This window comes from Inediibacterium massiliense (assembly GCF_001282725.1).
Classification (GTDB): domain Bacteria; phylum Bacillota; class Clostridia; order Peptostreptococcales; family Thermotaleaceae; genus Anaerophilus; species Anaerophilus massiliensis.
In genome coordinates this window covers 47,474-67,152 of sequence record NZ_LN876586.1, presented here as the reverse complement: position 1 = coordinate 67,152, position 19,679 = coordinate 47,474, and the positions used below count along the sequence as shown (strand labels likewise).

The 19,679-nt window shown below is 33.0% G+C and carries 15 protein-coding genes, 1 riboswitch and 1 other annotated feature; of the genes, 2 read left to right on the top strand and 13 right to left on the bottom strand.

The annotated features are described in order from the left end of the window. The 8 genes from serA to BN2409_RS04145 all read right to left on the bottom strand — a co-directional run bounded on the left by serA (position 1) and on the right by BN2409_RS04145 (position 12,653). Positions 1–1,593: a phosphoglycerate dehydrogenase gene (serA, locus tag BN2409_RS04180; RefSeq protein WP_053955415.1), complete on the bottom strand. Its 1,593-nt coding sequence runs from the start codon at positions 1,591–1,593 to the stop codon at positions 1–3. Between the two features lie 158 nt (positions 1,594–1,751). Continuing rightward, positions 1,752–1,951, bottom strand: a binding site (T-box leader). Positions 1,952–2,244: 293 nt separating this feature from the next. Continuing rightward, positions 2,245–3,321: a hypothetical protein gene (locus BN2409_RS04175; protein ID WP_053955414.1), complete on the bottom strand. Its 1,077-nt coding sequence runs from the start codon at positions 3,319–3,321 to the stop codon at positions 2,245–2,247. After that, positions 3,321–4,193, bottom strand: a complete 873-nt coding sequence (locus BN2409_RS04170; RefSeq protein WP_053955413.1) for an ABC transporter ATP-binding protein — start codon at positions 4,191–4,193, stop codon at positions 3,321–3,323. Before BN2409_RS04170 ends, BN2409_RS04175 begins: the two co-directional genes overlap by 1 nt. An 86-nt stretch (positions 4,194–4,279) precedes the next feature. Beyond that, positions 4,280–5,458: a HAMP domain-containing sensor histidine kinase gene (locus BN2409_RS04165; RefSeq protein WP_053955412.1), complete on the bottom strand. Its 1,179-nt coding sequence runs from the start codon at positions 5,456–5,458 to the stop codon at positions 4,280–4,282. Further along, positions 5,446–6,129, bottom strand: a complete 684-nt coding sequence (locus BN2409_RS04160) for a response regulator transcription factor (RefSeq protein WP_330375374.1) — start codon at positions 6,127–6,129, stop codon at positions 5,446–5,448. Before BN2409_RS04160 ends, BN2409_RS04165 begins: the two co-directional genes overlap by 13 nt. 399 nt (positions 6,130–6,528) lie before the next feature. Further along, positions 6,529–9,717 carry a carbamoyl-phosphate synthase (glutamine-hydrolyzing) large subunit gene (gene carB / locus BN2409_RS04155; RefSeq protein ID WP_053955410.1) on the bottom strand — a complete coding sequence of 1,063 codons (3,189 nt, stop codon included), beginning with the start codon at positions 9,715–9,717 and terminating at the stop codon, positions 6,529–6,531. Further along, positions 9,708–10,787, bottom strand: a complete 1,080-nt coding sequence (carA, locus tag BN2409_RS04150) for a glutamine-hydrolyzing carbamoyl-phosphate synthase small subunit (protein ID WP_053955409.1) — start codon at positions 10,785–10,787, stop codon at positions 9,708–9,710. The genes carB and carA overlap by 10 nt, the downstream gene beginning before the upstream one ends. Before the next feature lie 489 nt (positions 10,788–11,276). Continuing rightward, a complete protein-coding gene (locus BN2409_RS04145; RefSeq protein ID WP_278320180.1) occupies positions 11,277–12,653 on the bottom strand; it encodes a TrkH family potassium uptake protein in 1,377 nt (458 codons plus the stop codon). A 50-nt stretch (positions 12,654–12,703) separates the two neighbouring features. Continuing rightward, positions 12,704–12,829, bottom strand: a riboswitch (cyclic di-AMP (ydaO/yuaA leader). A gap of 239 nt (positions 12,830–13,068) precedes the next feature. On the opposite strand from BN2409_RS04145, the gene yugI reads away from it, so the two are divergent. Continuing rightward, on the top strand, positions 13,069–13,455 hold the full coding sequence (yugI, locus tag BN2409_RS04140) for a S1 domain-containing post-transcriptional regulator GSP13 (RefSeq protein WP_053955408.1): 387 nt from the start codon (positions 13,069–13,071) through the stop codon (positions 13,453–13,455). Positions 13,456–13,487: 32 nt separating this feature from the next. On the opposite strand, the gene BN2409_RS04135 is transcribed toward yugI, so the two are convergent. From BN2409_RS04135 to BN2409_RS04125, 3 genes are read right to left on the bottom strand one after another with little or no spacing between them, the layout of a single operon-like run. Then, the gene (locus tag BN2409_RS04135; RefSeq protein WP_479691175.1) at positions 13,488–14,273 is read right to left on the bottom strand and encodes an ABC transporter ATP-binding protein; all 786 of its coding nucleotides are present in this window, start codon (positions 14,271–14,273) and stop codon (positions 13,488–13,490) included. Further along, on the bottom strand, positions 14,257–15,150 hold the full coding sequence (locus BN2409_RS04130) for an ABC transporter permease (protein ID WP_053955406.1): 894 nt from the start codon (positions 15,148–15,150) through the stop codon (positions 14,257–14,259). Before BN2409_RS04130 ends, BN2409_RS04135 begins: the two co-directional genes overlap by 17 nt. Position 15,151: 1 nt before the next feature. Further along, positions 15,152–16,141: an ABC transporter substrate-binding protein gene (locus BN2409_RS04125; RefSeq protein ID WP_053955405.1), complete on the bottom strand. Its 990-nt coding sequence runs from the start codon at positions 16,139–16,141 to the stop codon at positions 15,152–15,154. Between the two features lie 623 nt (positions 16,142–16,764). Between BN2409_RS04125 and BN2409_RS04120 the strand changes: the two genes are divergently transcribed. Then, the gene (locus BN2409_RS04120) at positions 16,765–17,988 is read left to right on the top strand and encodes a cation:proton antiporter (RefSeq protein WP_053955404.1); all 1,224 of its coding nucleotides are present in this window, start codon (positions 16,765–16,767) and stop codon (positions 17,986–17,988) included. Between the two features lie 40 nt (positions 17,989–18,028). Here BN2409_RS04120 and BN2409_RS04115 read toward each other — a convergent pair whose 3' ends face one another. Next, on the bottom strand, positions 18,029–18,451 hold the full coding sequence (locus tag BN2409_RS04115) for a HutP family protein (protein ID WP_053955403.1): 423 nt from the start codon (positions 18,449–18,451) through the stop codon (positions 18,029–18,031). Positions 18,452–18,555: 104 nt separating this feature from the next. Beyond that, the gene (locus BN2409_RS04110; RefSeq protein WP_053955402.1) at positions 18,556–19,614 is read right to left on the bottom strand and encodes a tartrate dehydrogenase; all 1,059 of its coding nucleotides are present in this window, start codon (positions 19,612–19,614) and stop codon (positions 18,556–18,558) included. Between the last annotated feature and the right edge of the window lie 65 nt (positions 19,615–19,679).

The following is a 19,679-nucleotide window of genomic DNA, read 5'->3' as shown; positions in this document are numbered from 1 at the left end:
TTATAACTTCACATATTTTGCACACAATACATTTTCTTTTTGAGTAAGTCTTTTTAACCCTTCCTTAGATACTTCATCATCAATCGTCAGTACCATTAAAGCCTTATCTCCTTTTGCATTTCTTCCAACCTGCATAGTTGCAACATTTATCCCTTCTTCTCCTAATGCCATTCCAATATGACCAATTACTCCTGGTACGTCTTTATTTTGTATAAATAACATATGATTGCTTGGGGTTACATCTACTTCATATCCTTGTATTTTTATAAGTCTTCCTTCTCTTTTAGAAGATAGATTTCCTGCAATCTCAAATACTTGATTCTTTGTCTTAATTTTCATTTCTATATAATCTAAATATCCATTATAATTCTCTTTATTTTTTCTTTGATCAATAGAAATTCCTCTTTGTTCTGCCAAAATCATAGCATTAATATAATTTACTTTATCTTCTAATACAGGTTCTAACACTCCTTTTATAAAAGCAATACTACACATTTCTATATCCTGTTTTGCAATGCCTCCCCAATACTCAATGCTAATATGCTCAATAGGCTCTTGATACAATTGATAATATGTTTTTCCCAACTTCTCCATTAGTTCAATATAAGGTTTTAACACTGCTAGTTCATCTCTGTGCATAGTAGGTAAATTTACTGCATTGGGAACAATTTCTCCCTTTAATGCATTGATTACTTGCTGTGCTACTGTGATTCCTACATTGATTTGTGCTTCTGTTGTACTTGCTCCAATATGAGGAGTCACGATCACATTATCTAGTTCAAATAAAGGATTATTAAAGCTAGGTTCTTCATCATGAACATCTAAACCTGCGCTTGCAATCTTTCCACTTTTTAATCCTTTTAACAATGCTTTTTCATTGACAATCCCGCCTCTTGCATCATTGACGATTCTTACTCCATCCTTCATCCACTCTATTTCTTCTTCTCCAATCATACCATAAGTCTCTTTTGTCTTTGGAGTATGAACAGTGATAAAGTCAGCCTCTTTGATCAACTCTTTTAAAGTATCTTTCTTTTCCACTTGGAATCTTTTAAACCTTTCATCTGAAATATAAGGATCATATGCAATCACCTTCATTCCAAAAGCATTCATTCTTGTAGCAACTAATGATCCTATCCTTCCAAGACCTACAATCCCAAGAGTTTTATTATAAAGCTCAACTCCCTTAAAAGGATTTCTAGCCCATTTTCCTGATTTTATATATGCATTGGCTTGAGGGATATTTCTAGATTGAGCCAATAAAAGTCCTATGGCTAATTCTCCTGCAGACATCGTATTACTATCTGGTGTATTGGCAACAACAATTCCCCTCTTTGTTGCAGCAGGTATATCTATATTATCTGTACCATTTCCTGCTCTTCCTACTACTTTTAACTTCTCACCAAAAGACAAAAGCTCTTCATCTACTTTTGTAACACTTCTTACTAAAAGAGCATCATATTCATGAATTCTCTTTAATAGTTCTTCTCTAGTTATATTTAAACAAACATCTACATCTAGATGCTTTTGTAATAGCTTGATTCCTTCTTCATCTACTCTTTCTGTCACAATTACTTTTTTCTTATTTTCCATTCGAATCTCCTCCAAAATTGTATTTTTTATTAAAATGGGAGCTTCTACATGTAGAAATTTCGCAATTCCTTACGGAAACCGCTTCATGGCGCCAACAAAATTCCTTCATTTCTTTAGGAATTTCCGTTGCTTAAAAATAAAAAACCCGTCCTTGTATATACAAGGACGGGGATAATATCCACGTGGTACCACCTTTTTTTGCTGATTACAGCCTCTTACTCATAACGGGAGCCCCGGCACAGGTTATGACCCCTATGCAGCTTCCGGTCGGATTCAATAAGCTTTGCTATCGATTTTCACCACACATCGACTCTCTACAAACAAAGGATTATTTACTACTACCGTTCATAGCCTTTTAAAAAGTGATCTTCAATTTTATAATTATTGCTATTATATTATCTAAAATCAATTAAGTCAATATATATTTTTTAAAAATATATAAAAATCATTTTGATTTTTCCTATTATTTCCATACCTATATATCTTTTTTGAAGTGTATTCATCTTGATAACTAAAATATCCCGTTGGGAGATATAAGCTTTTTTTATTGATAAAACTCATAGGAGTATTGGAAAGCAACCCTATACCCAGGGATATATCCTTAAATACTGCCTTATTCTTGAAAAAGTGCGACTTTGTAAAAATTGGTATTTATGAAACTTGATGTTTAGCAAAAGCTCTGCGTGAAATAATATAGCCAATCATTATCAAAATCACTGCCATCGGGATAGCCCATATTGCGTACAAGAGTCCATTACTCATTTGCTCAACCGACATAATTGAAATGAATTGTGCTTGATAGACAGGCATAAGGACTACTAACTTATAAAGCAAATTTGTTTCTGCTACAGGCAATAAAAGTGGTAGCATAAAAATTGAAGCAGAAGTCACAAGCGCTACTATTTGATTTTTGCAAATTGATGATAAAAGTATGGTGATACCTACAACACTCATCATGCAAGTAAATGTCAAAAGCATTTGATATTTAATCAATGTTGCACAAGTAATATTAAATGGGATATAGGCTTCAATAAATCCTTGCGGTGCAAAAAGAATGCTGCAATCAAGCCCCTCATGTCCGTATATTACAAGTGCAGCTACGATGTTAAGAACAACAAAAAATGCAGTTACAAGAAGCGCCGCTAACAGAGCCCCTATATTTTTTGCTGTTCCGCACCTTGTTTTTCCATACTTTGTCGTTAGAATTAAACTATCAACTCCACCGTATTCACCAGAAAATACAGGTGCAATCATTAGTACAATCAGCAGAGAAAGAACGATAAAAACTCGCGTCATGTATTGACTAACATGAAGCCAACCATTGACATAACCAATTGTGATTTTCTCGTGGCTAAAAACGTCTGCAACAGTTATCCCATTCCAATCTCCATTTTGGTCAGAAAATCGAGCGTGAACAGAAGACTGCGTGGCGTTTGTGTATAAATAAGCTACATTCAATCCATGGAAATCTGTTGTAGGCTTGAAGTCATTCAACATCTTCTGTACTTTTTCATCTGTTAAAGTTCCTTGATATTTCTGGGCAATTTCTTTGTCAATATTTACAGCAGTTATACCCGTTCCCTCCCTGTTCCTGCCATCAAAGGAATACATTGATTGCAAAGTAGAAAACACCAACAGAAAATTTAATATCAAAACAGCAACAATACCAATAAGCGTAATCCGCTTTGTTAGTATTTTCCGAAGTTCAAATAGAACCAACGTTGTCATTAATTATTCCCTCCTTTGAAATAGAAAAGATACAAATCCTCTAAATTTGGCTGTACCTCCACAGCATTTGTCATAGGCTTGTGTTCATCCATAATCCGTAGTACAGTTTGGTTATTCTCCATATTCCGCAAATTGCTGATATTGAGAGTTAAGCTACACTGTTCCACTCGATCAGTTGAAACAACACATTCCCATACTTTTCCATTTATTTCAGAAGTGATTTCATTTGGCTTTCCAAAGTGAAGCACTTGCCCAGATTTCATCATTATAATTTCTCCAGCAATAAACTCAATGTCAGAAACAATATGCGTAGATAAAACAACAATCCTGTCTTTAGAAAATGCACTGATCAAATTGCGAAAACGTACACGCTCTTTCGGGTCAAGTCCAGCCGTTGGTTCATCTAATATGAGAATATGCGGGTCATTCAACATAGCTTGTGCAATTCCTAATCGTTGTTTCATACCACCTGAAAAGGTTTTGATTTTATGGTTACTCTCCTCAATTAGACCAACAGCTTCAAGTAACTCTTTTGACTTTTGTTTTGCATCCGTGCCACTCAATCCCTTTAAGGCAGCAATATAAAGCAAAAAGTCGCGTGCTGTAAAATCGGGATAATACCCAAATTGTTGCGGGAAATACCCTAAATGTTTTCGGTATCTTTCTCCCATATGCATAATGTTTTTGCCATCTAAAGTAATTTTTCCAGAGGTGGGCGTTTGAATAGCACATAAAAGGCGCATGAGTGTTGTTTTCCCTGCGCCATTTGCGCCGAGCAAGCCATAAACTCCATTTGACAAAATAATGTTTAAGTGGTTTACGGCTGTTTTGTTTCCATAACACTTTGTCAGATTATTCGTTGCCAATTCCATATAAAAACTCCTTTCGTTATAGGGAACAAAAAATACTCTCCATGTATTTACATGGAGAGTATAGCGTATAATATTCTACTTTTTATCTACAAAACAAAGGATTTGAAGAAAGCAAGCACAGTTGCCCCAGCAGTACGATTTTCGATTTTCACGTATCCACCGTGATGTTCACAAAGTACCTTGCAAATATATAGTCCTAGTCCAAAATGTTCAGAATGGTTTTTTTCTTCTGTAAAGTAGGGACTTGTTGCGTTGTATAAACTGTTTTTGGAAAATCCTTTGCCATCGTCAGATACAGACAGTAGCAATCCATTATTTGTTTCTTCAAAGGTAATTGTAACAGTAGATGCGGCATAGCGAATAGCATTTGAGAACAAATTATTACATACTTGCGAAATAAAATCTGTATCGACAGACAGCCGCTCTGCTGTTGTCCTATTTTTCAGACACAATTTTTTCCTGTTTCGCCCACATAAAACATAAGCACTTTCGGACAAAGAGGATAGAAATTCTTGTAGAGAAATGTCTTTGTATTCCGGCTGCGTATCTTCCAACCGCCTCAAACTGCTCATGCTATCAATATAATACTCTAACCGCCCTATATGTTTTCCCATCGTGGCGGCGGTATCTCTTGTTTGTGTGTCATTACTTGCTTGTAGCATTTCATCATACCCCTTGAGTACCGTAAGCGGGGTACGCAAATCGTGGGCAAACACAGCATTGAGTTGCTTTCGTTCCTCGATTTGCCGCCACATTTCAGAAAAGTTATTTACAAGGGTGGAGCGCATCAATTCAAAAGAAGCGCATAACTGTCCTAATTCATCTTTACTTCTGTATGTAATAGAAAAATCCAAGTTATTATTTGAAATCTTTTCTGAAGCAGCTTTTAGCTCTGCAAGTGGCTTTTTCAATTTGTTTCTGTAAAAAAGCAATGCTGCAGCTATAATACATAATGCAGAATAAATTGGAGCTGCTACAATCGGAAGAATTTCCAAAATAAACACCAAGCGTTGATCTTGTTCACATAACGGAGTAGGTACAGTTCCTATATAAGTCCCCTCTCCTAATTGTTCTCCCATTTCATTTGTCAGATAGTATTTTTCACCTGTTGGTGGATATTTGTCTTGAATATTCTCAACAATACTATTACAAACAGAGGCGGTTATCACGCTCAAAGCAAGAGCAACTATCACGAATACCACCACATAGAGCACAATGCTTTTTCTCAAAGATAAATCCCCCCAAAGTCGCTTTACTTTGTCCATTTGTAACCGCACCCCCAAACTGTTTCAATATAGTTTCTATCGGTAAATGGAGCGATTTTTGTCCGTACCCTGCGAATATGTTCTGCCACTACGCTGCTGTCTCCCTCGCTGTCATATCCCCATACTCTTTCATAAATCCGTTCCTTGTCAAAAACTTGCCCTGAATTTTGAGAGAGAAGTTCAACAATATCAAATTCCTTTTTTGCAAGAGTAATTTTTACACCTTTATAGAATAAGCAGCGTTCCGAAAAATCTATTGTAAGGTCACCTGCAAACTTGATCTGTGCTTCAAAATTATGGCGTGCTTCCCTGCGCAGATGAGCGCGTATTCTTGCGTCTAATTCTACAAGTGAAAAGGGCTTAACGATATAATCATCACCACCAACGGAAAATCCTTTTACTTTATCAGTATCCTCAATTCGTGCAGTCAGAAAAAGAATGGGACAAGATACATGATCTCGGATACGTTCGCAAACCTCCAAGCCATCCAATCCAGGCATATTGATATCGAGTAAAATAATATCTGGACTATGCTCAACTTGCTTTAAGGTTTCAACTCCGTTTGAAGCTGTCAGTACATCATATCCCTTGCTTTCAAAAAAATAGGTGAGCATTAAAACAATATCTGCTTCATCGTCAGCTATCAAAATTTTATTGCGCAATTTGCACACCTCCCTAAATAACTAATATAGCTAATAATATCCAACTATTTATCAACTTTTAGATGTAACTTTCTTCGCCCGTCAATAGGCTTCTATACATTTTTCGTTATCAGCTAAATAGGGCTAAATTTCTCAACACTCAGTATGAGGTTTTACTCACAAAGTTTTTGCACCTACCATTCTTACATACCCCATTTTTTAGCGGCTTCTGGGGCAGACATATATTCCATATGATAACCGTCCTTTTATTCTACATATCCATATTATATACGGACAGACGAATAATAGAAATAAATAATTGGTAAATAATAGGCTCTATTTTTATCAATACTATGATATATGTACTCATATATTATATATAAACATATAAATGCCCATAGAAATTTTCAATTTCTATGAGCATCATTCTTACTTCAGATATTCACTTAGAGGCTTATACTCAATGTGTTCATTATTTTTCTTCATACGAATAGCTGTTTTAAATATTTTAGCTGTATCGATGCAAGTAAATATAGGAAGCCTATATTCACTCATTTTTCTTCTAACTTTGAATCCAAGGCTCTTTTCGTTATTTCCTCTTGTAGGAGTATTAATCATCATAGAAATTTTTCCTTCTACAATATACTTTGAAATCTCATCTAGAGGAATTGTTTCACAAGAAACCTTATTTTCATTTAAAAATTCACTTGTACCTTCTGATGCATAAATCATAAATCCCATAGATTCATAATCCTTTATAATCTCTATGCCTTCTTTTTTGTCTACATCTCTTAAAGATACATAAATACCTCCTTGGGTTGGAATTTTGTATCCTGCCCCTTTAAATCCTTTGTAAAGAGCTTTCCTTAGATCTTTATCTATTCCTAGGACCTCCCCTGTAGATTTCATCTCAGGCCCTAGATACATATCCACGTCTGTAAGCTTCTCCCCTGAAAATACTGGTACTTTAACTGCATATAGCTCTTTATTTTTCATAAGTCCTGTTCCATAAGAAGTATCCTTTAATTTTTTACCTAACATAGTTTCTACTGCAATCTTCACCATTGGTGTATCTGTTACTTTACTAAGGATTGGAACGGTTCTTGATGCCCTTGGATTTACTTCTATGACATATATGTCTTTTCCATCAAATACATATTGAATATTCACAAGTCCTACAATTTTTAATCCTTTTACAATTCGTTTTGTATAGTCTACTAATTTTTGAACTGTTTCTTCACTTAGGTTTAAATATGGATACACACTAATGCTATCCCCTGAGTGGACTCCTGTCCTTTCAATATGTTCCATAATTCCAGGGATCAGTACATCTTCCCCATCTCCTACAGCATCTACTTCTATTTCAGTTCCCTTTACATATCTATCCATCAAAACAGGATATTTTTTAGAAAGAGTTACAGCTTCTTCTATATATCTTCTCAGTCCTACTTCATCATGTACAACCTGCATAGCTCTTCCACCTATTACATAAGATGGTCTTACCACTACTGGATACCCTATTTTGTCTACCCCTTTTAATGCTTCTTCCATACTTGTAATAGCCATACCTGTAGGAGATGGAATATGGATTTCTTCTAAAAAGTCTCTAAATTTATCTCGATCTTCTGCTAGATCCATAGAGTTGTAAGATGTTCCTAATATATTGACTCCTCTTTTATATAGTTTTTCTGCTAAGTTTACAGAAGTTTGTCCTCCTAGTTGGAGAATAACTCCCTCTGGTTTTTCTTTTTCAATAATGTCCATTACATGATCGATATACAAGGATTCAAAATACAGTTTATCTGCCGTATCAAAATCTGTACTTACAGTTTCTGGATTGTTGTTAATCATAATAGATTCATATCCAGCATTTTTAATGGCCCATACTCCGTGAACACAAGAGTAGTCAAATTCTATTCCTTGTCCAATTCGTATAGGTCCTGAACCTATTACGATAATTTTTTTCTTCTCTGATATAATATTTTCGTCTTCTTGTTCATAGCAGGAGTAATAATAAGGAGTTTCTGCTTCAAACTCGCCACTACAAGTATCTACCATCTTATAAACCGGTCTGATTTCATGTTGTTTTCTCATAAGATGTATCTCTTCATGATCTCTTCCTGATAAATCACTAATTTCCCTATCTGTAAATCCCATTTTCTCTGCTTCATATAATAAATTTTCGTCTATATTTTCATTACTGATTCTTTTTTCCATATCTATAATATTTTTTATTTTGTTTAAGAACCATAAATCAATTTTGGTCATTTCATGAAGCTTTGAAACTGTTATTCCTCTTCTAACTCCTTCTGAAAGGGCAAATATTCTTTCATCATCACAAAGTTTTATTTTATTGATCAATTCTTCATCTGTCATATCCATAATAGAAAACATTCTAAGTCCTGTAAATTTTCCCTCAAGTGAGGTAAGAGCTTTTAAAAGAGCACTTTCAAAATCTCTGCTAATAGCCATTACTTCTCCTGTAGCCTTCATTTGAGTTCCTAGTGTTCTTTTCGCTCTTTGAAATTTATCAAAAGGCCATTTTGGGAATTTTACTACTACATAATCTAATGAAGGTTCAAAGCAAGCACTTGAATTTGTTGTTACATAATTTCTTAGTTCATCTAAGCTATATCCTATGGCTATTTTTGATGCAATTTTTGCAATTGGATATCCTGCTGCTTTTGATGCTAGTGCACTTGATCTACTTACTCTAGGATTTACTTCTATTACAATATAATTATTGCTTTTAGGATCTAGCGCAAATTGTATATTGCATCCTCCTTCTATTTTTAAACTTCTTATAATTTTTATAGATGATGCTCTTAACATTTGATATTCTTCATCTCTTAATGTTTGGGAAGGTGCAACCACTATACTATCTCCCGTATGAACTCCTACAGGATCCATATTTTCCATATTACAAATAATGATACAATTGTCTTTTTTGTCTCTAATGACTTCGTATTCAATTTCCTTCCAGCCTGCTACACTTTGCTCTAAAAGAATTTGTCCAATAGGGCTATTTTCAATTCCACTTTGGCAAATTTGTATAAGCTGATCATGATTATTTGCAATACCTCCTCCTGTTCCTCCTAAAGTATATGCAGGTCTAATAATGACAGGATATCCGTTTTTCTCTACAAAATCCTCACATTCTTTTAATTTTGTCGCAATAATACTTTCAGGAATAGGTTCATGAATTTGTATCATTAAATCTCTAAAAGCTTCTCGATCTTCTGCTTGTTTGATTGTTTTAGAATCTGTTCCCAATAGCTGTACTTCATATTTTTTTAATACTCCTGTTTTTTCTAGTTCCATAGCAAGGTTTAATGCAGTTTGACCTCCAAAACCTGCTAAAATTCCATCTGGTCTTTCTTTTTCAATAATCTTTGAGAGACTCTCTATTGTTAAAGGCTCTATATAAACTTGATCTGCTACATTTGTATCTGTCATGATGGTTGCTGGATTGCTATTTACTAAAATTGTATAGATTCCTTCTTCTTTAATAGCTTTACAAGCTTGAGTTCCTGAGTAATCAAATTCTGCTGCTTGCCCTATCACAATAGGTCCTGATCCAATAATCATTACCTTCTTTAACTTATCGTTTACTGGCATATTGTCTCCCCCTTTAATATACTTACGAATTTATCAAATAGGTAAGTTGCATCTGTAGGTCCTGGTGCTCCTTCTGGATGGAATTGTACAGAAAAAATCGGAAGTTCCTTATGCATCATACCTTCTACTGTATCATCATTAAGATTCATATGAGTAATAATCATTCCTTTATCTTCTACACTTTTTTTATCTACTGCATATCCATGATTTTGAGAGGTAATATAAGCTCTATCTTGTTGTATATCATACACTCCATGATTTCCTCCTCTATGACCGTACTTCATTTTATAAGTATGCCCTCCTACTGCTAAGGCCATGATTTGATGTCCCATACAAATCCCAAAGGTAGGAATCTTTTGAATGATTTTTTTCACCGTATCAATTGCTTCTGTTGCAGCTTCTGGATTTCCTGGTCCGTTGCTTAAAAATACTCCATCAGGACTCATATTCATAATTTCTTCATACGAGCTTTCATAAGGAAATACGGTAATATCACAGCCTCTACCTTTAAGATTTTCTAAAATATTCTTTTTTATTCCAAAATCTATTACTGCTACTTTCGGTCCTTTTCCTGGTATATGAAGTATCTTTTTCGTTCCTACATATTTCATCCAGTCTTCTTGAAGATCTACTTTATGAAGATGTTCTTTTAACGTCTCTATAGATGTTTCTTCATTAGATATGACACATTTTAAAGGTCCTGTTTTTCTAATTTTCTTTGTAATACTTCTTGTATCTACATCTGAAATTCCCACAACACCCATTCTTTCTAACATTTGTTCTAAATTTTCTTCATTCATATAATGAGATGGAGTTTGATCTATAGACTTTGTTACAAAACCTTTTGCATAAATCTGAGAGGATTGATTTCCTACTTGATTCATGCCGTAATTTCCTATTAAAGGATATGTCATGGTGATAATTTGTCCTGCATAGGACGGATCTGTAAGTATTTCTTGATATCCTGTAATAGAAGTATTAAATACCAATTCTCCTACTGAAATCCCTTTTTTTCCGAACCCTTTTCCTTTGTATATGGTACCATCTTCTAAATACAATATGCCCGTCATACCTATCCCTCCGTTTTATTTATTCGTATATTTGTATATTTATTCACATATTCTTAAAAAAATTTAATTTTTATTTTATAATAGCTTCATAAATATTCATTTAATATATTAAAAAAACCTTTTGCCAAGAGACAAAAGGTTTTGATTGCACTAAGAATAGATCACACTTTATGTGCATCTTTTCTTTTCATATCCTTTTCAGTCTCTCTGGACCGATTTAAAGGCTCGTTATTTATTTTCATTTTATACTATCATATATTATTATTTTATGTCAATATGTATTTTATTCCTTATTTCATATCTTTTATTTATTTTCCCCTTTTCTTTCATCTTCTATAGACCAAAAACAATTTTAATATTTTTGTGACAATTTGGAACCATGTGTGTGAAATTTCTTTTTTTGTAAGTTATCCACATCTATCCACAATAATTTGTGGATAGATGTAATATATCTACTATATATTGTTTTCCCCTTATTGATCTAAATAATTATCCTACAATCACTTTATCCTCTGGGTATCTGATACAGGCTTTTTCCTTCTTTTGTTTTTTAGCTAAAGCTACGGCAATGGTAAGAGGTCCTACTCTTCCTGCAAACATAGTAAAAGCAATAAGTATTTTTCCTATAGAAGTAAGCTTAGAAGTAATTCCTACAGAAAGTCCTACTGTACCAAACGCTGAAACCACTTCAAATAATATCTCAATAAATTGAAAACCCTTCTCCGTTATAGAAAGAAGTATTGTAATCACAACTACAATCATCATAGCAATTCCTACTACAGCTAAGGCTCTATTAATCAAATCTTTTGCAATACGTCTATCAAAAATTTGTGTATCCTCTTTTCCTTTAATCACAGAAATAATAGTAAGAATGAGTACTCCTGCTGTTGTAGTTTTAATTCCTCCTGCTGTACCTGCTGGAGATCCTCCTATAAACATTAAAAGAATTGTAAAAAATATAGATGCCATAGTCATTTTATCTATAGGTACTGTATTAAATCCAGCTGTCCTTGGTGAAACAGACTGAAACACAGATGCAAGAATTTTTCCTTTCAAACTAAGTTTTTGTAAAGTATCTGGATTATTATATTCTAATACAAAAATAGCTACAAATCCTGCTACAATTAATACAGTTGTAATCATTAGCACCATTTTTGAATGAAGAGAAAATTTGCTCACTCTTTTTTTTGTAATCATTTCAAGAATTACTGTATATCCAAGTCCTCCACATATAATCAAACCACAGATTGTAAAATTCACTAAAACATCATCTACATATCCTGTAAGACTTGAAAAATTTCCTATCAAATCAAATCCTGCATTGCAAAATGCAGAAATTGCATGGAAAATTCCATATCCAATTCCTTTGGTCCATCCAAACCTAGGAACAAATTTAATAGATAATAAAATAGCTCCTATACTTTCAATTACAAAGGTAGTAATAAGAATATATTTTGTAAATCTAACAATACCAGAGATCGAAAACTGATTTAAAGCTTCCTGCATGACAAGACGCTCTTTTAATGTGATTTTTTTTCCCACTACAAATGCAATAAACGTCCCCATTGTCATAAATCCTAATCCACCCACTTGAATCAAGAGTATAATAATGGTTTGACCAAAAACAGTCCAGTGTGTTCCTGTATCTACTACAATAAGACCTGTAACACATACTGATGATGTTGCTGTAAAAAATGCATTAATAAAGCCCACACTTTCACCACTTTTAGAAGCGATCGGAAGGTTTAAAAGTATAGATCCTATAATAATAACAATCGAAAATCCCAAAACTAAAATTTGGCTCGGATCTAATTGAAATAAGTCCATCTTCTTTCTAGTATTCATTACTACACCACCAACTATCAAATTTTGAAAATAAAAAAAATCATGGAGAAACCATGATTTTTTATCCTGTCATCTCCTCTTTCAACACTTACGAGGTTAGCTGTCGGGCTCGGATTGAAAGAGTTATCCTATCCTTTTGGAATTCGCCCCTAATAAAGGGTCCCCCGCTTCTTTTTAGAACTCAGCGTATTTTATATTAACTAACTATTAATTATAAGATTGCTCTATTTATTCGTCAAAAACAATTCTCATGCTTATACACTCATTCCTCTACAAATATATCTATTTCCCTAAATTATACCACTTTCTTTTAGGATTAATCTCGTTTCCTTGTAGATAATACAAAATAAGATACTTTTAAATCATTCTCATTTCCTTGTTTTTTTATGTCATTGTGGTATACTAAATAGGAAAAAAACAATTAGGAGTTGTGCTTATGTCAAATACTATTCAAACAGGAAACATTCTTACTGGCAAAGTTACTGCCATTAAACCTTTTGGTGCTTTTGTAGCACTTGAAGAAGGAAAAGAAGGATTAGTTCATATTTCACAAGTAGCTCATGCATTTGTGAAGGATATCAATGATTTTCTTTCTGTTGGAGATGAAGTACAAGTAAAAGTACTTTCTGTAGACGAAACGTCCGGAAAAATTTCACTTTCTATTCGTGAAACACAACCTGCTCCAGAAACTACTCAAGAAAATCGTCCTCGTCGCCCAAAACAAAAGAAAAACAATATGAACTATCAAGATCCTGAAAACAAAGAAGCTTTTAATCCTCTTGCAGATCAATTAAAAGCTTGGATGGAAAAATCCAATAAATAAAAAAATCAACCAATATGGTTGATTTTTTTATTTTATGAAAATAACAAGCGATCGCTAAATACATCATCTTTTTGAATTTGTTCAAAACAATTTAAAAGCTTTTCTATGGTCAATTCCTTTTTTTGTTGTCCCTTCATGTCTAATATAATATTTCCTTTGTGCATCATAATGAGTCTATTTCCTATAGAGATAGCTTGATGAAGATTATGGGTCACCATTAAAGTTGTAATTTTTCTATCTTCCACAATTTTTTGAGTAAGCTCTATAATTCTTTCAGAAGTCTTTGGATCAAGTGCTGCTGTATGCTCATCTAATAAAAGAACATGAGGATTTGAAATGGTAGACATTAAAAGAGCCAACGCTTGCCTTTGTCCTCCGGATAATAAACCTACTTTCGTATGAATTTGATTCTCAAGACCTAAAGAAAGTTGAGATACTAAATCTACAAATTGAGAAATATCTTTTTTGGAAATACCCATAGTTAAATTAAACTTCTTCCCCTTATGAGCTGCCATAGAAAGATTTTCAAGTATAGTCATAGATGGAGATGTACCCATGGTAGGATCCTGAAAAACCCTTCCAATTACTTTCGTTCTTTTATATTCTGGCTTCTTAGAAATATCCTCATCTCTTAAAAGAAGACTTCCCATGTCCATAGGAATAGATCCTGATATCAAATTCAAAAGAGTAGACTTTCCTGCTCCATTACTTCCTATAATCGTAATAAAATCTCCTTTTTCTACATGTATTGAAAAGTTTTCAAATACCTTTTTTTCATTTACCGTATCTTTATGAAAAGTTTTAGATAGATTTCGTATTCGTAACAGGACAATCCCCTCCTACTATAAATATTTTTTTAATAGAAGCTCCAATTTTCTTCTCATTTAATGCTAATGCTAATGCTACAATTACAGCTGTAATGAGTTTTAAATCTGTAGGTGGAAAATTTAATCTTAGTGCAAAAGCCATACTCATTTTATAAAGAATAGATCCTACTAACGCCATAGTTGTAGGAAGAATAAATGAAATTTTGCTTAAAACAGCTTCTCCAAATATAATAGATGCAAGCCCCATAACAACAATTCCTGTACCCATTCCTATATCTGAAAAATTTTGATATTGAGCTGCTAGTGATCCTGATAAAGCTACGAGTCCATTTGAAAACATGAGTCCTACTATTTTTGTAAATCCTATATCTATTCCTAAAGAAGTAACCAATTGAGGATTATCTCCTGTAGCTTTTAATAAAAATCCAAACTTTGTCTTTAAAAAAATATCTAATAACAGTTTAATACATAATGCAAACAATAAAATAATCCAAATCGGTTTGATTCCTATACTAAAAATAGTTTTTTGATTAAAAAGAGGAACATTGGCTTTTCCCATAATTCTTAAGTTAATAGAATATAGTCCAATCATGACTAATATTCCTGATAATAAGTTAGTAATTTTAAGCTTTACATGAAGGTATCCTGTAACGAATCCTCCAATCATTCCAGCTATTACTGATAAAATCATAGAAAAAATAGGGTCTATTCCCTTTGTAAGAGCAGCAGCCGTTACTGCTGCTCCGAGAGGAAAAGTTCCATCTACTGAAAGATCCGGAAAATCTAATATTTTATAAGTAATATATACGCCTAAAACCATAATTCCAAACAACAATCCCTGCTCTAATATATTAACCCAAAACTCCATATTACTCACCACTTCCTATCATTTCAGCTTTACTTTCTAACTCTTTTGGTATTTGAATATTTAACTTTTTAGCTGTATCCATATTGATCACCAATTGAGTATCCTTTGGTAGTCCAATAGGAATTTCCTTTGGATCTTTTCCCTTTAATATTTCACTGGCTATTTTCCCTGCTTCAAATCCTGATTTATAGTAATCGATTCCTTCTGTTGCTAAAGCTCCACCTTTTACATGAGCTTCTTCTGCTCCAATTACAGGAATTCCTTTCTTTGTGCATTCTTCTGTAATTAAAGTCATAGAAGATGCTACCAAATTATCTGTTGGAGTATATAAAACATCAATGTCCTTTGAAAGAATACTTAAAGCTTGGGATACTTCATTTACATTTGTAACTCCTGATGCAATCACTTCTAGCCCTAATTTTTTTGCTTCATTTTTGGCCATTTTCATTTGAATTTCTGAATTAATTTCACTTGTATTGTATAAAATACCTACCTTTTTTGCATTAGGTACAATTGTTTTTAATAATTGAAATTGCTTGTTCATAGGTGCCATATCAATTGTTCCTGTAACATTTGTTCCTGGTTTTTCTAAAGATTTTACAAGTTCTGCCTCCACAGGATCTGTAACTGCAGCCATTACAATTGGAATTTCCTTTGTAGCATTAAAAGCTGCTTGTACTGCTGGTGTTGCAATAGCAAAAATCATATCTTTTTTTTGGGATACAAAATTTTGTGCAATAGCTTGTGCTGTAGGAATATCCCCTTGGGCATTTTGAAAATCAATATTTATTTTTCCTGAAAACTCTTCTTCTAAAGCATCTTCAAACCCTTTTCTCGCTGCATCTAGTGCTGGATGTTCAATAATTTGGCTAATGCCCACTTGAATCATTTTCTCTTGATTATCTGATGTAGTTTGTTCACTGCATCCTACCAAAAATACCAAACCTACCAAAAACACTGCTACTTTTTTCAATAAATTTTTTCCTACCATTCTACCATCCTCCTAATTTTTTGTAATAAAAAAAACTCCCAGTAAGAGAGTTTTGCATACACAAATAAATCCTTAAAAAGGACTTCTATTCTCCCTACCATTCTACCTTAGCTACCTTTTTTTATAAACTACATTCCTACCATCCTACAAAACTACCTACCAACTGCCTACTAATTTTTATATTATTATATGTTAATACTATAATTATGTCAATATAATTTATCATATTTCAGACTGTGAACAAACTATATTTTAGCAAAGTCATAAGAATAAGGAACAATTATTGAGAATTTGTGAAAATATAGAATAAGTGAGAAAATGCTTAGCATTACACTGTTTGAACATAGTGAGTTTGTAATGCTATTTTCGATCGTTTCTATATATTTTCCAAATTTGAAAATTTAGTGACGTTTTTTATGACTTTTTCTACAAACTCCAATATAATTTATCATATTTAATATGTAAAAAATCGAAGTATTTCATCATTTTCAAGTTTTTGACGGAAAAAATTCATTTTTTCCAAAATATAAAAGACCTCTTGCATATGTGTAAAGATCGTTATATAATGATTGAGTTTTCACTTTTTAACCTATAGTTTTTTAAAAGAGAGAGGAGGATTTTTTATGGAAACTGCTGCTATTGTAGCTACACACAAAATGTTTATTGCCTTTGTTACAGTAATTATTGCTGGAATGGTTTCTGGGAAAATTAGTAAGTTTATAAAACTTCCTGATGTGGTTCTATTTTTAATTGCAGGAATTATTATTGGTCCTGCTGGATTAAATCTTATTGATATCCATGGAAACGCTATTACTTATCAACTTATTCTAACTTTTGGTTCCGCATTTATACTATATGATGGAGGAAGAGAAATTAAACTATCTATTCTTAACAATATTAAAATTACTGTAGGTCTTTTATCTACTGTAGGAGTATTTTTATCTGCCTTAATTATGGGAACCATTATTATGTATGTATTTCATATAGATTTTATTTACGCTCTTCTGTTAGGATCAGTAATTGCCTCTACAGATCCTGCCACATTAGTACCTGTATTTCAAAAGGTACATATAAAGGATAACGTAAAACAAGCCGTAATCAGTGAATCTGCCTTTAATGATGCAGCTGGAGCTATATTGGTATTTTCTATTTTAACGATTATCCACTCAGGAACCTTTTCTCTACAGGGAAATATAGTAAATCTATTGATTATGATTTTAGGAGGAGCTGCTGTAGGAATCATAATGGGTATATTATTTTCATTTTCTATTGATGAAAAATATGGTATTTTCAAAGAATATGCTCCTATTATTTCTATACTAGGTGTGGTCATTTCTTTTACTTTAGCTGAAGCTATTCATGGAAGTGGATACATGGCAACATTTATATTAGGACTTGTTTGTGGAAATAAAAAAAACTTTGGATTTTTTGTTCCTGAAGAAAATTTTTCAACTCAAACTCATGTAAGAGAAACTTTATCATTATTGATGAGAATGAGCATTTTTATATTATTAGGAACTCATGTAGATTTTATCGCTCTATCTAAATATTGGAAACTATCACTTGTCATTGTTTTAATTCTTATGTTTATTGCAAGACCTATTGTCGTATGGGTTTGTACAAGTCTTTATAGAAAAGAAAAATGGACTCTTAACGATAAGCTTTTTATTACATGGGTAAGAGAAACAGGAGTTATCCCAGCAGCATTATCTGGAATGATTACAAGTATGCATATTCCTCATAATGATATTATTTCATCTGTAGTATTTATGACTATATTAGTCACTTTAGTTGTGCAAGCAAGCACTACAGAATATATGGCAAAAAAATTAAAACTATTAATATAATAGCAAAACCTCTATCTTTCATAAGATAGAGGTTTGATTTTTATATATGATCTGGAACAGAACGATGGGCAAGTCCCATCACTACTTCATTTAAATGAAGTAGTCCTATACTCATAAAAATACATACACTTAAATGTTCTCCACTTCTGGCAATTCCGATCTTTCCTCCTACATTCAATCCATTTGCCTTCATAGCCACTTGCATAATGGCCTCTCTTGCTGCTCCTGCTACAGCTCCATCATAAACATGAGATTCTTTTATGACTCCTGTTTTTCTGGATGCAATAATGGCTCTTTCAATAATCTTAGGAATAGATTGAATTAAATTTCCTCCTATATCTACAGCTGCACCCTTTATTCCTTTTTCCTTTAACTTTTGTATTTGTTCTTCTTCTATGGCTCTTGAAGAAGAAATAGCAATCTCAACAGATGCTCTCGCTACATCAATACTATCAAATTTCATATTTTCACCTCCAAATGACCCTTTAAAGAATTCCTTTATATTTATTATATCTGTCTATAAAACTTACGTAAACATAAAATCATGAATACACTACAATTTAGATCTTACTTTTTCATATATTCACATATGATATCTCCTGTTTGTGATGTAGTACCCTTTCCTCCTAAATCTGGAGTAAGTTTCTCTCTATCTTCTAAGGCTCTCTCAATTCCTTTCATCACTTGATCTCCTAAATCCTCATGTCCTAAAAAATCAAGCATCATTTTTACAGACCAAATCATAGCAATAGGATTTGCAAGTCCTTTTCCTGCAATCTCAGGAGCTGATCCATGTACTGGTTCAAACATAGATGGATATTCTCTTTCTGGATTGATATTGGCTCCTGCTGCAAAACCCAATCCACCTTGTAAGGAAGCTCCTAGATCTGTCAAAATATCTCCAAAAAGATTAGAAGTAACAATCACATCAAAAGTTTCTGGCTTTTGTAACATATACATGGCTGTAGCATCCACATGAAAAGATTCTTTTTGTATCCTTTCATACTCTTTTGCTGTTTCTTCAAAAACTTTATCCCAAAAAACCATACTATAATTGAGTGCATTAGATTTTGTTACACTTGTTACTTTATTAAATTTATTTCTTTTTTTAGCTAATTCAAATGCATATTTCATTACTTTTTTTGTGTTTCTTTTGGTAAAAATACTAGTTTGAATAGCTACTTCATCATCTGTTCCTTCTCTTTGTATTCCTCCTACTCCTGCATATTCCCCTTCTGTATTTTCTCTTACAAATATCATATCAATATCTTGAACATCTTTATTTTTAAGAGGGCAATCTCTTTCATCTAAAAGTCTAACGGGTCTTAGATTGATATATTGATTAAATCCTTGTCTAATCTTTAGAAGAAGGCCTCTCAAGGATATATGATCTTCAACTCCTGGAAATCCTACAGCTCCAAGCAAAATTGCATCATACTTTTTTAATTTTTCCAATCCATCATCGTCCATCATCTTTCCATGTTTTAAATAATATTCGCATCCCCAATCATACCAATCAAAAGTAAACTCTATATTCTCCAAGAAGTTTAAAACCTTAATTCCTTCCTTCATCACTTCAATCCCAATTCCATCTCCTGGTATCACTGCAATATTGTATTTTTTCATAAATTTTCCTCCTTTTATTCCATAAGATAATAGCTTCACCTTTTAGGTAAAGCTACAGACTGAAG

Bases quoted from the DNA above. Each gene is read 5' to 3' on its own strand.
- BN2409_RS04115 (WP_053955403.1), bottom strand. From the start codon at position 18,451: ATGAAATTTGATAGTATTGATGTAGCGAGAGCATCTGTTGAGATTGCT.
- BN2409_RS04170 (WP_053955413.1), bottom strand. From the start codon at position 4,193: ATGGAATTGGCAACGAATAATCTGACAAAGTGTTATGGAAACAAAACA.
- serA (WP_053955415.1), bottom strand. From the start codon at position 1,593: ATGGAAAATAAGAAAAAAGTAATTGTGACAGAAAGAGTAGATGAAGAA.
- BN2409_RS04125 (WP_053955405.1), bottom strand. From the start codon at position 16,141: ATGGTAGGAAAAAATTTATTGAAAAAAGTAGCAGTGTTTTTGGTAGGT.
- carA (WP_053955409.1), bottom strand. From the start codon at position 10,787: ATGACGGGCATATTGTATTTAGAAGATGGTACCATATACAAAGGAAAA.
- BN2409_RS04130 (WP_053955406.1), bottom strand. From the start codon at position 15,150: ATGGAGTTTTGGGTTAATATATTAGAGCAGGGATTGTTGTTTGGAATT.
- BN2409_RS04120 (WP_053955404.1), top strand. From the start codon at position 16,765: ATGGAAACTGCTGCTATTGTAGCTACACACAAAATGTTTATTGCCTTT.
- yugI (WP_053955408.1), top strand. From the start codon at position 13,069: ATGTCAAATACTATTCAAACAGGAAACATTCTTACTGGCAAAGTTACT.
- BN2409_RS04165 (WP_053955412.1), bottom strand. From the start codon at position 5,458: ATGGACAAAGTAAAGCGACTTTGGGGGGATTTATCTTTGAGAAAAAGC.
- carB (WP_053955410.1), bottom strand. From the start codon at position 9,717: ATGCCAGTAAACGATAAGTTAAAGAAGGTAATGATTATTGGATCAGGA.
- BN2409_RS04110 (WP_053955402.1), bottom strand. From the start codon at position 19,614: ATGAAAAAATACAATATTGCAGTGATACCAGGAGATGGAATTGGGATT.
- BN2409_RS04175 (WP_053955414.1), bottom strand. From the start codon at position 3,321: ATGACAACGTTGGTTCTATTTGAACTTCGGAAAATACTAACAAAGCGG.